Source organism: Streptomyces varsoviensis (assembly GCF_000718635.1).
Lineage (GTDB): Bacteria > Actinomycetota > Actinomycetes > Streptomycetales > Streptomycetaceae > Streptomyces > Streptomyces varsoviensis.
The window spans coordinates 146,688-160,456 of the sequence record NZ_JOBF01000010.1 but is presented as its reverse complement, the minus strand read 5'-3'; the positions used below and the strand labels follow the sequence as shown (position 1 = coordinate 160,456).

Genomic DNA, 13,769 nt, shown 5'->3' with positions numbered 1-13,769 from the left:
CTGAGACCGCCTCCGTACCGAGGCCGGCGGCCTGACCTCTGATCGCGTACGTACGTACCGCCCTCAGCGCTTGTCGTCGCGGTCCTTGGCGTCGGCCTCCGCCTCCGCCTGCTTGGCCTGGACCTCGGGGTCGAGGGAAGCGCCCGCGCTGCCGTCGACCGCGGTGAGCGAGGCGCGGTCGGAGACCTCGGTGGGGGCCGGGGGCTCCACGAGCCAGTCCGGGTTGGCCTGCTTGTCCCACCACTTCCAGACGGCCATGGCGCCGCCGGCCAGTACGCCGAGGACCAGCACGCGCTTGGCGAACCGCCCGGTGCGGGCCCGGCGGGTGCGCTTCTTGGCGAGCTTCTCGATCTCGGCGGCCGAGACCTGGCCGCGCAGCGCCGCGAGGGCCGCGCTGCCGCGGGCCACGGCCTCGTCGCGTACGGGCTCGGCGGCGGCGCGGGCCCGCGCCGCCGCCTGGTCGACCTTGGGCGGCAGCGCCTCGCGGGCGTGCTCGATCCGGGGGGCGAGGTGGGCGCGGTACTGCTCACCGGCGGTGGAGCGGGCCTGGTGTGCGGCGGTCGTTACCTTCGGCGCGAGCCGTGCGCGCGCCTCGTGCGCAAAGTGTGTGGCGGTGTCCTTGGCCGTTCCGGCGTAGGGCGCCACCACCTCCGCGGCGTGCCGCACGCTGTCCTTGGCCGTGCCGGTCGCGGCTCGCACGCTGTCCTTGCGGGTCACGGTTCCTCCTCCTCGGTGGCGTGTCCGGGGGCTTGGCGTTTGTCCCCAATGTATGCGGTATCTCTCGCCTGTCCCCGCGAATGAAGATCATGCCTGTCCGGCGGCCTGACGGCATGTGCGGGCGGGCATCCGGGGCATAAGGAGCTTCGGCCGACAATGCCACGGTTGACGGCCGGGCGCGCCCGTTCGGCGGCTACTGGCGACGAATAGCGGCGAGTGCCGTGCGTGAAGCGGCTAGAAACGGTGAAAACCTACCAATAAGTCTTCAAGTGCGCCCAAAGGCGTTCGAAAGTGACCGAAGGTGCCCGTCAGCGGCGGCCGGGCGACGTGCGCGCGCGTCCGTGCGAGGATCGGGGAACGTCAGTGAAGTCTATGGAAGGTAGATCGTGGCTGAGCAGCTCTTCGCCACCCTGAAGACCAACAACGGCGACATCGTGATCCGGCTGCTGCCGGACCACGCGCCGAAGACGGTCAAGAACTTCGTCGAGCTCGCCGAGGGAACTCGCGAGTGGACCAACCCGGAGACCGGCCAGAAGTCCACGGACAAGCTGTACGACGGCACGATCTTCCACCGTGTCATCAGTGGGTTCATGATCCAGGGCGGTGACCCGCTGGGCAACGGCACCGGCGGCCCCGGGTACAAGTTCGCGGACGAGTTCCACCCCGACCTCGCGTTCAACAAGCCGTACCTGCTGGCCATGGCCAACGCGGGCCCGGGCACCAACGGCTCGCAGTTCTTCCTCACGGTCTCCCCGACCACGTGGCTGACCGGCAAGCACACCATCTTCGGCGAGGTCGTCGACCCGGCGAGCCAGAAGGTCATCGACAACATCGCGGCCACCGAGACCAACCCGCGCACGGACCGCCCGGTCAACGACGTGGTGATCGAGTCCGTCGTGGTCGAGCGCCGCGAGGGCTGACCCCGCCGCACGCGGAGCGCCGCGCGGCCGGGCCCGTAGCCAGGCACGCAGGAGCGCGGGGACGGGCCCGTAGGCGAGTACGCCCGACCGGCCCCGTAGCCGCGTACGCACGACGGGCCCGTAGCCGTGTACACGCGGCCGGACCCGTACCGCCGGCTCGGCTCCGTACGGGAACCCAGCGCCCCGCCCGTCCGTAGAGAGGGGCGGGGCCCGCGTGCGTACGAGGCCCCGCGCACGCACGCGAAGGCCGGGAGCCGTCGGGCGCGGTCGGCGCGTGGCCGCCGGCAGGGGGCATCGGCGAGGGGCAAGGACGAGGGGCGAGGGCAAGGGGAGACGATGGAGGACCAGGCGGTCTGCTGCTACCGGCATCCGGACCGGGAGACCGGCGTGCGCTGTGTGCGCTGCGACCGGCCGATCTGTCCCGACTGCATGGTCAGCGCCTCGGTCGGCTTCCAGTGCCCCGAGTGCGTGGGCAGCGGCTCGGGCACCGGGCAGTCGCCCCGGGCGAACGCGCCGCGCACCGTCGCGGGCGGCCCCGTGACCGCCGATCCGCGGCTGGTCACCAAGGTCCTGCTGGGGATCAACCTCGCGGTGTTCATCGCGGTGTACTTCGTGGGGGACTCCCTCGTCGACGCCCTCTCCCTGGTCGGGAAGGCGTACGACCCGCGGCTCCCCGGCGAGGTCGGCGTCGCCAACGGCGAGTGGTACCGGCTGCTGACCTCGATGTTCGCGCACAAGGAGTTCTGGCACATCGGCTTCAACATGCTCTCGCTGTGGTGGCTGGGCCCGCCGCTGGAGGCGGCTCTGGGCCGCGTCCGGTTCCTGGCGCTGTTCCTGCTGGCGGGGCTCGGCGGCAACGCGCTGGCCTATCTGCTCACGGCGCAGAACATGGGGACGCTCGGCGCCTCCGGGGCGATCTTCGGGATGCTGGGCGGCACGGCGGTGCTGATGCGCCGCCTCAAGTACGACATGCGGCCGGTCGTCGTGCTGCTCGCGCTGAACCTGCTGATCAGCTTCACCTGGTCGAACATCTCCTGGCAGGCGCACGTCGGCGGCCTGGTGGTCGGCACGGCGGTGGCGTACGGCATGGTGCACGCGCCCCGCGACAAGCGCGCCCTCACACAGTGGGGCACTGCCGCGCTGATGCTGCTCGCGATCGCCGCCGTGGTGGCCGTACGGACCGTGCAGCTCAACGGCTGACCAGCCAACGGGCCAGGCGACGGCTTGGCGCCTCAACGCCTGACCAGGCAACGGCTGACCGGTTTCCTACAGCCGCTCACGGCCTCACCCGGCCTTCCCCCCCACGTTCTCGCCCGCGTCCTCCCCGAGTTGTCCACAGAGAATGACGGATCTTGTGCATGCTGTGGGGAACTGCTGTTCGTGCCGCCCCTGATCCGTGTTTGCCCAGGAAGACGGGGGCGTGATCGTGGGCGCGCGGGGCGGCCGACCGGTCACACCGGCGTCAACGCCGGGGAAGTTATCCACAGATCGTCTGAGTTTTTCCCCAGTGTGGATGAGGGTGTGGATAACTCGGCGACAGGCTCAGGGCAGAGCCCGCGGAGAGCTGCCGCACAGGGCCGGAGAAGGCTACTTCCACTGCGTGGAGACCACGAACCCCGCGGCGATGAAGCCGAAGCCGATCACGATGTTCCAGTTGTGCAGGGCGGAGATCGGCAGGTCTCCGCGCGTCACGTAGAAGACGACGATCCACGCCAGGCCGAGGGCGAACATCGCCAGCATCAGCGGTGCCACCCAGCGGCGTCCGCTGCTGAGCCTGACGTTCTGCTGCTTCGCCGCCGGCGGCGGGGTGAAGTCGTCCTTCTTGCGGATACGTGACTTCGGCACGAGGAACTCTCCTGTCGATGCGCTGCGTGACCGCGCGGGGATACAAAACTGTCAGTCGGGACGGGTGGTGGCGGGGGTCGCTGCCGTGCCCCGGCCGTCCGTTAGCGTAGTGCTTCCGCGGCGTCGGAGAGGATAAGGGTACGTTGAGCAATTCTGCCGACTCCACCAGCACCGGCTCCCGGCGTTTCCGTCCGGTCCGGCTGCTCACCGCGGGTGTGTTCGCGCTGGCGGGCCTGATTTTCTGGATGAGCTTCAACACCGCGCAGGGCACCGACCTGCGCACCGACGACTCCATGCTCCGCCTCTCCGACCTCATCCAGGAGCGCAGCCACAAGAACGCGGCCCTCGACGAGAGCGCCGCGGGCGTACGCGCCGAGGTGGACGCGCTGGCCCGGCGCGACAACGGCAACACGAAGGAGGAGGACCGGCACATCGCCGGCCTGGAGAAGAGCGCCGGCACCAAGCCGCTCACCGGCAGCGGGCTGAGCGTCACCCTCACCGACGCCCCGCAGGGCGCCACCGCCCGTATCCCCGGCGTCCCGGAGCCGCAGCCCAACGACCTGGTCATCCACCAGCAGGACCTCCAGGCCGTCGTCAACGCGCTGTGGCGGGGCGGGGCCAAGGGCATCCGGATCATGGACCAGCGGCTGATCTCCACCAGCGCCGTGCGCTGTGTGGGCAACACCCTCATCCTGCAGGGCCGCGTCTACTCCCCGCCGTACAAGGTGACCGCCGTCGGCGACCGGACCGCGCTGCGCAAGGCGCTGGACTCCACGACCGCGATCCAGAACTACAAGCAGTACGTGAACGCGTACGGGCTCGGCTGGAAAGTCGACCAGCACGACGCGGTGACTCTTCCCGGCTACTCGGGCACAGTGGATCTCCACTACGCGAAGCCCGCGTCGTAGCCGTACGCGGCGGCGGGCGTCGGTCAGGCCCAGCCGACGACGGGAGCGGCCGTGAAGGTGAACGCGCGGGTGGTCGTCCGGACGTTCAGCGAGCTGTGCGTCACCGTCGGCACCCTGATCGTCCTGTTCGTCGTCTACGTCCTGTACTGGACCGGGGTACGGGCCGACAGCGCCATGAACGGCGAACTCGACCGCCTCCAGGACAAGTGGTCCACCGGCTCCGTGGCGGCCGGCAGCGCGAAACCGGGGGAGCCGGGAGCGTCAGGGGAGCCGGGACGGTCCGGGCAGCCGGGCCAGTCGACCGGGACGCCGACGCCGCCCCCGCAGACGCCTTACGAGGAAGGCGAGTCGTTCGCGGTCATGTACATCCCGCGGTTCGGGTCCGGCTGGTCCAAGCCCGTCCTGGAGGGCACCGGCACCTCCGTGCTGAAGAAGGGGCTCGGCCACTACGCGAACACCGCGCGCCTCGGCGAGACGGGCAACTTCGCGGTGGCCGGGCACCGCCGCACGTACGGCGACCCGTTCAAGGACTTCCCCGAGCTGCGCCCCGGGGACGCGGTGGTGGTGCGGGACGGGGCGACCTGGTTCACGTACCGGATCGACCGCAGGCCGTACAAGACGCTCCCCTCCGACATCGGCGTCATCGACCCCGTGCCGCGGAAGTCGGGGTTCAACGGGCCCGGCCGCTATCTCACGCTCACCACCTGCGAACCCGAGTGGGGCCACAGCCACCGGCTGATCGCCTGGGCGCACCTGGACGCGACCCAGCCGGTGGAGAAGGGGAAGCCCGAGGCTTTGCCGAGGTGACCCACCCGTCACAGGCCCGGAGCCTTACCCTGGTGCTGCACCGCGCCGCCGCGACCCGTCGCGGCGGCGGGATTTCCGTCTTCGTCATCGGCAAGTAGGGACAGCATGTACGGCTGGATCTGGCGGCATCTGCCGGGCAACGCGTGGGTGCGGGCGCTGATCTCGCTCGTACTGGTGCTGGCGATCGTCTACGTGCTCTTCCAGTACGTCTTCCCGTGGGCGGAGCCGCTGCTCCCGTTCAACGACGTGACGGTCGACAACGGAATGGCGGGTACGGCCCGGTGAGCGCTCGCGTCCTGGTCGTGGACAACTACGACAGCTTCGTCTTCAACCTCGTCCAGTACCTCTACCAGCTCGGCGCCGAGTGCGAGGTGGTCCGCAACGACGAGGTCGAACTCGCGCACGCGCGGGACGGATTCGACGGCGTGCTGCTCTCCCCCGGCCCGGGCACGCCCGAGCAGGCGGGCGTCTGCGTCGACATGGTCCGGCACTGCGCGGACAACGGCGTCCCCGTCTTCGGCGTGTGCCTGGGCATGCAGTCCATGGCGGTCGCCTACGGCGGCGTCGTCGGGCGCGCCCCCGAGCTGCTGCACGGCAAGACCTCGCCCGTCGCTCACGAGGGCGTCGGGGTCTTCCGCGGCCTGCCCTCGCCGTTCACCGCCACCCGCTACCACTCGCTGGCCCTCGAACACGGCACGGTGCCGGACGAGTTGCGGGTCACGGCCCGTACGGACACGGGGATCGTGATGGGGCTCAAACACCGCGACCTGCCCGTGGAGGGCGTGCAGTTCCACCCCGAGTCGGTGCTCACGGAGTGGGGCCACCTGATGCTCGCCAACTGGCTGGAGACGTGCGGCGACCCGGCCGCCGTCGACCGCGCGGCGGGCCTCGCGCCGGTGGTCGGCAAGGCCGGCGCGTGACCGCACTCCGCCCCGAGCGCGAGGGCGCGGCGCAGGACGCCCAGGAGCCGGCGCCGCCGTACGGGGCGTACAGCCCGTACGACCGGCATGACCCGTACGACCCTTATGAGGACACCGGTGCGTTCGCGGCGGCCGTCGAACTGCTCGACGACCCGCTGACCGACCCCCTGCCGGGCCGCCCGGCGCCGCCGCCCGCCCGGCAGGAGCCGGGCGGGCGGGAAACCGCGCGGGGGCCGGAGCCCGGCCCGCACCACCAGCGCGCTCCGGAGGCCGTACGCCCCCACGAGCCCGTACGCGCGCCTGATCCCGTACGCGCGCCGGGCCCCGTACGGCCACACGCGCCCGTACGAGCCTATGAGGCCGCCTCCAGGACCGTACGGCCGCAGGAGCCGCCGACCCGGCAGCCGACCGCGCAGCCGCAGCCGCAGTCACAACCGCAGCCGCAGCCGACCGAGCAGCCCGCGGGGCGCCAGGGCTCGCCCTGGTTCCGACCGCACGCCCCCAACGAGCCGCACGGGACTCATGGTTCTCACGGTTCTCATGGACCGCATGGGCCTCACGAGCAGCCGACAACGGCCGCGCCGAGGCCCGTCCCGCAGCCCGCCCCGCAGGCCCCTCCGCCCCCGCCCCCCGACGGCGGGACCCTGACCCTTGATCTCGGGCCGGACTTCGCCGCGGCTGCCGCGCCCGCAACGGCGACCGGTGCGGAGGCGGGGGATGGACCCCGGCCCGAAGGCCGGGCCGCGCGCCGGAAGGCCGCTCAGGAAGCCGCCAAGCGCTCCGGCCGGGGCCGCCGGACGGCTCCCCCGGCCGCCGCCCCCGCGGGGGCGCCCGCGGCGCCGCGCACCAGGCTGGAGGCGCGCCGCGCGGCGCGGGCCCGCAAGGAGAGCCCCGGCGTGATCGTGAGCCGGCTGCTCGGCGAGGGCTTCATCACGATCGGCGTGCTGATGCTGCTCTTCGTCACGTACCAGCTCTGGTGGACGAACGTGATCGCCCACCAGCAGGCGGGCGGCGCCGCGAACAGCCTCCAGCACAAGTGGGACGAGGGCGGCGGCGAGGACCGGAGCGCCGGGGCGTTCTCGCCCGGCCAGGGGTTCGCGATCATCTACATCCCGAAGCTGGACGTGAAGGCGCCGATCGCGGAGGGCATCAGCAAGCCGAAGGTCCTCGACCACGGCATGGTCGGCCACTACGCGGACGGCGCGCTGAAGACCGCGATGCCCTGGGACAAGAAGGGCAACTTCGCGCTCGCCGGGCACCGCAACACCCATGGCGAACCGTTCCGCTACATCAACCAGCTCAAGCCGGGCGACAAGATCGTCGTGGAGACGAAGAGCGCGTACTACACGTACGAGATGACGAGCGCGCTCCCGCAGACCGCGCCGTCCAACACCGGCGTCATCCGCCCGGTGCCGACCGGGTCCGGGTTCGCCAAGCCCGGCCGGTACATCACGCTCACCACCTGCACGCCGGAATTCACCAGTACGTATCGAATGATCGTTTGGGGCAAGATGGTCGACGAACGGCCGCGCAGCAAGGGCAAGCCGGACGCGCTCGTCGAGTGAGAGCCTGTGTCATATCCCTGGCCAGGCGTCGGGCGCCCGGCCAGGTATATGACACAGGCTCTGAGCCCGGCGGCGGCCGAGGAGCCGTCCGGCGGGCCGGCGGGCCAACGGGGCCGACAGACCAGCGAATTCAGTGAACAAGGGGTACGAGCGCCGTGGCACGGACCGAGCACGACGAGCCGCGACGGCCAGCGCGCCGCGGCCGGGGGCGGATCGCCGCCACCGTCAGCTTCATCGGCGAACTGCTGATCACGGTCGGCCTGCTGCTGGCTCTGTTCGTCGTCTACTCGCTGTGGTGGACGAACGTCCTCGCCGACCGCGAGGCGTCACGCCAGGGCCACCACGTCCGCGACAACTGGGCGAACGGCGGCCCGGGGGCGCTGAACACCAAGGACGGCATCGGCTTCCTGCACGTACCGGCCATGAAGAACGGCGAGGTCCTCGTGAAGAAGGGGACCGACACCGGCACCCTCAACGAGGGCGTCGCCGGTTTCTACACCTCCCCGGTGAAGTCGGCGATGCCGTGGGACAAGAAGGGAAACGTCACGCTGGCCGCGCACCGCGACGGGCACGGCGCGAAGTTCCACAACATCGACAAGCTCAAGGACGGCGACGCGGTCGTCTTCGAGACGCGCGACGTCTGGTACGTCTACAAGGTCTACGCCGAGCTGCGCGAGACCTCGAAGTACAACGTCGAGGTCATCGACCAGGTCCCGAAGGAATCCGGCAAGAAGCAGCCCGGCCGCTACCTCACCCTGACGACCTGCACCCCCGTCTACACCTCCGACTACCGCTATGTCGTCTGGGCGCAGCTCGAACGCACGCAGAAGGTCGACGCCAAGCGCACGCCCCCGGCGGAGCTGCGGTAGCGGCCCTCTTCCTACCACCCGCCCGCGCAGGCGAAAGCCCGGCGCCCTCCCCAGGATCTCGGGGAGGGCGCCGGGCTTCGTCTCGCGGACCGCTGGCGGCTACCGCCTAGCGCCGTGCCGGGCGAGGCGTGCCGGGAGGGGCGCTAGTGATGGTGGCGGCCCTTGCCCTTCCCTATGAGGTCGCCCCAGAACTGGGTGTCGTTCCCGTGCCCGTCGCCGTCACCGTCGCTGTCCCCGCCGCCGCCCGGGCCGGCCACGGTGGTCAGGGAGACCGTCTGGCCCTTGCTGACCTGGGTGCCGGGGAGCGGGTCGGAGAGGACCACGGTCGCGTTGTCGTCCTGCGGGCCGGAGACGCCGCCGAGGGTCAACTGCGCGTCGGTGATCGCCTTCTTGGCGTCCCGCAGCTTCTTGCCGGACAGCGGAGGCATCGAGAACTTCTCGGCCGCCTTGGCGACGGTCAGGGTGACCGTCGAGTTCGGCTGCGCCTGGGCGTTGCCGTCCGGGGTCTGCTTGATGACGGTGCCCGCCGGCTGGGTCGACTCCTGCTCCTGCTTCTGCGGGGTGAAGCCGATGTCGGTGAGCTGCTTGCTCGCGTCCTCCCAGCTCTTGCCGACGACCGGCGGGACCGTCTTGGTCTGCGGGGCCTGGGCGATGGTGAGGGTGACCGTCGCGCCCTTCTCCGCCTTGGCACCGGAGGCCGGGTCCTGCCCGATGACCGAGTTGGGGGTCTTCTCGGACTCCTCCTGCTTCTGCTCGACCTTGAAGCCCTTGTCCTTGAGGGTGGACGTCGCGTCGTCCAGGGAGAGCCCGGTGACCGGCGGTACGGAGACCTTCTCGACACCCTTGGACATGACGACCGTGACCGTGCCGTCCCGGTCGACCTTGGAGCCGGCCTCCGGGCTCTGGGTGCAGACCGTGTCCTTCTTCTGGTCCTCGCAGAACTTGGAGCCGCCCTCGACGACCTTGAAGTTGCCGTTCTCGCCCATCTGTTTGGCCTTGGCCAGCGTCTCGCCGGCGAGCGGCGGCACCGGCACCTGGCCGGCCTTGTGGTCCTTGCTCATGAGGGCCTTGCCGATGAAGATGGCGCCGATGAGCACCAGCAGGCCCGCGACGATCAGCAGGATCGTCGAGACCCGGCTCTTCTTGCCGCCGCCGCTGCCGCGCCGCCGGTCCGGGCGGTCGTCGTAGCCGCCGTAGCCGCCCGCGTCGTCGCGCACCGGCGGCATCATGGAGGTCTGGCCCATCCCCGGGTCCTGGGGGCGGAGCATGGCGGTGGGCTGGTCGTCGCCGTAGCCGACGGCGCCCATGGCCGCGGTGGCGGCGACGGGCTGGCCGTCGAGGGCCGCCTCGATGTCGGCGCGCATCTCGTCGGCCGACTGGTAGCGGTAGTCCGGGTCCTTGGTGAGCGCCTTCAGCACGATCGCGTCCATCTCGGGCGTGATCTCGGGGTCGAAGTTGCTCGGCGGCTGGGGCTCCTCCCGTACGTGCTGGTAGGCGACGGCCACGGGGGAGTCGCCGACGAACGGCGGTCGGACCGTCAGCAGCTCGTACAGCAGGCAGCCGGTGGAGTAGAGGTCGCTGCGCGCGTCGACCTGCTCGCCCTTGGCCTGCTCGGGGGAGAGGTACTGGGCGGTGCCGATGACGGCGGCGGTCTGCGTCATGGTCATGCCGGAGTCGCCCATGGCGCGGGCGATGCCGAAGTCCATGACCTTGACCTGCCCGGTGCGCGTCAGCATGACGTTGGCGGGCTTGATGTCGCGGTGGACGATGCCGGCGCGGTGCGAGTACTCCAGGGCCTGGAGGACCCCGATGGTCATCTCCAGGGAGCGCTCGGGCAGCAGCTTGCGGCCGGAGTGCAGGAGCTCGCGCAGGGTCGAGCCGTCGACGTACTCCATGACGATGTACGGGATGGAGACGTTGTCGACATAGTCCTCGCCGGTGTCGTAGACGGCGACGATCGACGGGTGGTTGAGCGAGGCGGCGGACTGTGCCTCTCGGCGGAACCGGGCCTGGAAGGACGGGTCGCGGGCCAGATCCACCCGCAGGGTCTTCACAGCCACGGTGCGGCCGAGCCGGGTGTCATGGGCGAGGTAGACCTCCGCCATGCCACCGCGGCCGAGCACCGAGCCCAGCTCGTACCGGCCGCCGAGGCGACGCGGCTCTTCCATAGATCCAGCCCTCTCCGTCAATCCTGACCGCACCGGTGTGGGGTCCGGCGGTGTGCTGTCCGGGCATACCGTACCCGGCGCGCCTTTCGTGATCCGGGCGCGACCGTCACCCGATATCAGACCGGTACCGCCACGTGCGGCGCTCGGTTGCGGGGGTGAGCGGGGTCACTTCGCTGTCTTGAGTACCGCCTCCATGACCGCCTTGGCGACCGGCGCGGCGAGCTTGCCGCCCGCGATGTCGTCGCGCAGGGTGTCGGAGCTCTCGATGACGCAGGCGACGGCGACCGGGGAGCCCTTGTCCGTCTTCGCGTAGGAGACGAACCAGGCGTACGGGTTGGCCTTGTTGTTCTCGCCGTGCTGGGCGGTACCGGTCTTGCCGCCGACCTTGACGCCGTCGATCTGGGCCATGGTGCCGGTGCCCTTCTCGACCACCGTCTCCATCATGTCCTGGAGCTTCTGGGCGTTGGAGCTGGAGAGCGGCCGGCTGTACTCCTTGGGCTCCGTCTGCTCGATGACGTTGAGATTCGGCGCCCGCAGCTTGTCGACCATGTACGGCTGCATGAGCTTGCCGTTGTTGGCGATCGCCGAGGTGACCATGGCCATCTGGAGGGGGGTGGCCGTGTTGGACGCCTGGCCGATGCCGGCCATGGCGTTCTGCGGCCGGTTGTCCTTGGGGTACTTGGACTCGGCCGCGCGCGTCGGCGTGTCGACCTTGGGGTCGTTGAAGCCGAACTTCTCGGCCTCCTCCTTCATCTTCTTGTTGCCCAGGTCCGCGCTGATCTTGCCGAAGACGGTGTTGCAGGAGACCCGGAGCGCCTCCCGCAGCGTGGCGTTCTTGCAGGGGATGTCGCCCTCGTTGTTCAGCGGCTGCTTGTTCGTGTCCGGCAGGTAGTACGGCAGCGGCGACTTCGTGGGCTCGTCGATGCCGCTGTAGAGGCCGTTCTCCAGCGCCGCGGAGGCGGTGACCAGCTTGAAGGTCGAGCCGGGCGGATAGGACTCCTGGAGCGCCCGGTTGAGCATCGCCTTGTCCTTGTCGGCCAGCAGCCGCTTCCACTCCTTCTCGTCCTCTTTGCTGCTGCCCGCGATCTTGGACGGGTCGTACGAGGGGGTGGAGGCCAGCGCGAGGATCTTGCCGGTGCGCGGGTCGAGGGCCGCGACCGCGCCCTTCTTGTCGCCTAGCCCCTTGAACGCGGCCTCCTGCGCCTTGGCGTTGAGGGTGGTGACGACGTCGCCGCCCTTCTTGCCCTTGCCGGTGACCATGTCGATGGTGCGGTTGAAGAAGAGCCGGTCGTCCTCACCGGTGAGGATCTTGTCCTCCAGCGCCTCGATCCCCCGGGAGCCGAAGACCTGCGAGGCGTAGCTCGTGACGGGCGCCCACATCGGCCCGTTCTTGTACGTCCGCTTGTACTTGAAGTCGATGCTGTCGGTCTTCGTGGAGCCGGTGATGCGCTGCCCGTCGACGATGATGTCGCCGCGCGGCTTGCTGTACGTGGCGATCTGGACGCGGCGGTTCTTCTTGTGGTTCTTCAGCTCGTCGGCCTGGACGAACTGCACCCAGTTGTCGCGCACCAGCAGCGCGAGGACCAGCAGCCCGCAGAAGATCGCGATACGGCGCAGGGGTTTGTTCACGGTCGGACCACCTGGGTCATCTCGGCGTCGGGGGACGGGGCGGGGGCCGGAGCCGGTCTGCGGGCGGTGTCGCTGATCTTCATCAGGATGGCGATCAGGGCCCAGTTGGCGATCACGGACGAGCCGCCCTGGGCGAGGAACGGCATGGTCATACCGGTCATCGGGATGAGCCCCATGACGCCGCCCGCGACGACGAAGACCTGGATGGCGAAGGCGGCGGACAGACCCACGGCCAGCAGCTTCCCGAAGGGGTCGCGGGCGGCGAGGGCGGTCCGTACGCCGCGCTCCACGATCAGGCCGTAGACCAGCAGCATCGCCATCGTGCCGGCCAGCCCGAGCTCCTCGCCGACGGTGGCGAAGATGAAGTCGGAGTTGGCGGCGAAGCTGATGAGGTCGGAGTGGCCCTGGCCCCAGCCGGTGCCGAAGACTCCGCCGGAGCCGAAGGCGAACAGGGACTGGGCGATCTGCTCGGTGCCCTGGCCGGTCGTGAAGACGTCGAAGGGGTGCAGCCACGCCATCACGCGCACGTGCACGTGCGGCTCGAAGGTGCCGACGACCGCGGCGCCGCCGGCGGACATCAGCAGACCGAAGACGATCCAGCTCGTGCGCTCGGTGGCGACGTACAGCATGACGACGAACATGCCGAAGAACAGCAGCGAGGTGCCCAGGTCGGTCTCGAAGACCAGGATGAGCAGTGACAGCACCCAGACCACGATGATCGGCCCGAGGTCGCGGCCGCGCGGCAGGTACAGACCCATGAAGCGGCGGCTGGCCAGCGCCAGGGCGTCCCGCTTGACCATGAGGTAGCCCGCGAAGAACACCGCGAGGATGATCTTGGCGAACTCGCCGGGCTGGATCGAGCCGAGGCCCGGGATCACGATCCAGATCTTGGCGCCGTTCTTGCCGGGGAAGAAGATCGGGGCGACCAGCAGGATCAGCGCGACCACCATGGAGATGTAGGTGTAACGCTGGAGGATGCGGTGGTCCTTGAGGAACACCAGGACGGCCACGAACAGGGCGATCGCGATGGCCGAGAAGAGCAGTTGGTTGGGGGCCGACGCCTGGAAGGTGAAGCCCTGGAACTTGGCGGTGCGCGCGAGCCGCTCGGACTGGTCCAGCCGCCAGATCAGTACGAGGCCGAGGCCGTTGAGCAGCGTCGCCAGCGGCAGCAGCAGCGGGTCGGCGTACGGCGCGAACTTGCGGACCACGAGGTGGCCGACGCCCGCGAGCAGGCCGAGCCCGACCCCGTACCCGAGCATGCCGGAGGGCATCTCGTCGCTCAGCGCGAGGCCGACGTTGGCGTAGGCGAAGCACGGGATGACGACGGCGAAGACCAGCAGGGCCAGTTCGGTGTTGCGCCTGCTGGGCGGCCCGACCGTGCTGATGGTGGTGGTCGCGGTGGTGGTGGCGCTGCTCATCGG

13 protein-coding genes are annotated in these 13,769 nt (G+C 70.2%); 8 read left to right on the top strand and 5 right to left on the bottom strand.

All coding sequences use genetic code 11. The features are described from left to right. Positions 1–63: 63 nt before the first annotated feature. On the bottom strand, positions 64–717 hold the full coding sequence (locus IF55_RS16175; RefSeq protein ID WP_030888713.1) for a DUF5324 family protein: 654 nt from the start codon (positions 715–717) through the stop codon (positions 64–66). Between the two features lie 386 nt (positions 718–1,103). Here IF55_RS16175 and IF55_RS16170 point away from each other — a divergent pair, with 386 nt between their 5' ends. Both IF55_RS16170 and IF55_RS16165 read left to right on the top strand, forming a co-directional pair. Next, entirely contained in the window at positions 1,104–1,637 is a 534-nt protein-coding gene (locus IF55_RS16170) for a peptidylprolyl isomerase (protein ID WP_030888710.1), read from the top strand. Between the two features lie 336 nt (positions 1,638–1,973). Next, a complete protein-coding gene (locus IF55_RS16165; protein ID WP_030888707.1) occupies positions 1,974–2,837 on the top strand; it encodes a rhomboid family intramembrane serine protease in 864 nt (287 codons plus the stop codon). 387 nt (positions 2,838–3,224) lie between these two features. Here IF55_RS16165 and crgA read toward each other — a convergent pair whose 3' ends face one another. Further along, positions 3,225–3,482 carry a cell division protein CrgA gene (gene crgA, locus IF55_RS16160; protein WP_030888705.1) on the bottom strand — a complete coding sequence of 86 codons (258 nt, stop codon included), beginning with the start codon at positions 3,480–3,482 and terminating at the stop codon, positions 3,225–3,227. 143 nt (positions 3,483–3,625) lie between these two features. On the opposite strand from crgA, the gene IF55_RS16155 reads away from it, so the two are divergent. From IF55_RS16155 to IF55_RS16130, 6 genes are all read left to right on the top strand, one after another. Then, the gene (locus IF55_RS16155; RefSeq protein ID WP_030888702.1) at positions 3,626–4,390 is read left to right on the top strand and encodes a DUF881 domain-containing protein; all 765 of its coding nucleotides are present in this window, start codon (positions 3,626–3,628) and stop codon (positions 4,388–4,390) included. Positions 4,391–4,447: 57 nt separating this feature from the next. Next, complete coding sequence (locus IF55_RS16150) at positions 4,448–5,197, top strand: class E sortase (RefSeq protein ID WP_030888694.1); 750 nt, start codon at positions 4,448–4,450, stop codon at positions 5,195–5,197. Between the two features lie 105 nt (positions 5,198–5,302). After that, a complete protein-coding gene (locus IF55_RS16145; protein WP_030888691.1) occupies positions 5,303–5,482 on the top strand; it encodes a hypothetical protein in 180 nt (59 codons plus the stop codon). Beyond that, positions 5,479–6,117: an aminodeoxychorismate/anthranilate synthase component II gene (locus IF55_RS16140; protein WP_030888688.1), complete on the top strand. Its 639-nt coding sequence runs from the start codon at positions 5,479–5,481 to the stop codon at positions 6,115–6,117. Before IF55_RS16145 ends, IF55_RS16140 begins: the two co-directional genes overlap by 4 nt. Further along, positions 6,114–7,682 (top strand): class E sortase, encoded by a 1,569-nt coding sequence (locus IF55_RS16135; RefSeq protein ID WP_037966558.1) that lies wholly within the window; start codon positions 6,114–6,116, stop codon positions 7,680–7,682. Before IF55_RS16140 ends, IF55_RS16135 begins: the two co-directional genes overlap by 4 nt. 155 nt (positions 7,683–7,837) lie before the next feature. Continuing rightward, positions 7,838–8,551 (top strand): class E sortase, encoded by a 714-nt coding sequence (locus IF55_RS16130; RefSeq protein ID WP_030888683.1) that lies wholly within the window; start codon positions 7,838–7,840, stop codon positions 8,549–8,551. A gap of 143 nt (positions 8,552–8,694) precedes the next feature. On the opposite strand, the gene pknB is transcribed toward IF55_RS16130, so the two are convergent. From pknB to IF55_RS16115, 3 genes are all read right to left on the bottom strand, one after another. Next, entirely contained in the window at positions 8,695–10,719 is a 2,025-nt protein-coding gene (pknB, locus tag IF55_RS16125; protein WP_030888680.1) for a Stk1 family PASTA domain-containing Ser/Thr kinase, read from the bottom strand. Positions 10,720–10,884: 165 nt separating this feature from the next. Next, positions 10,885–12,348 (bottom strand): peptidoglycan D,D-transpeptidase FtsI family protein, encoded by a 1,464-nt coding sequence (locus IF55_RS16120; RefSeq protein WP_030888678.1) that lies wholly within the window; start codon positions 12,346–12,348, stop codon positions 10,885–10,887. Further along, on the bottom strand, positions 12,345–13,766 hold the full coding sequence (locus IF55_RS16115; RefSeq protein ID WP_030888676.1) for an FtsW/RodA/SpoVE family cell cycle protein: 1,422 nt from the start codon (positions 13,764–13,766) through the stop codon (positions 12,345–12,347). Before IF55_RS16115 ends, IF55_RS16120 begins: the two co-directional genes overlap by 4 nt. Between the last annotated feature and the right edge of the window lie 3 nt (positions 13,767–13,769).

Excerpts from the sequence above, each read along its gene's own strand:
- IF55_RS16165 (WP_030888707.1), top strand. The coding sequence starts at position 1,974 with ATGGAGGACCAGGCGGTCTGCTGCTACCGGCATCCGGACCGGGAGACC.
- IF55_RS16145 (WP_030888691.1), top strand. The coding sequence starts at position 5,303 with ATGTACGGCTGGATCTGGCGGCATCTGCCGGGCAACGCGTGGGTGCGG.
- pknB (WP_030888680.1), bottom strand. The coding sequence starts at position 10,719 with ATGGAAGAGCCGCGTCGCCTCGGCGGCCGGTACGAGCTGGGCTCGGTG.
- IF55_RS16115 (WP_030888676.1), bottom strand. The coding sequence starts at position 13,766 with ATGAGCAGCGCCACCACCACCGCGACCACCACCATCAGCACGGTCGGG.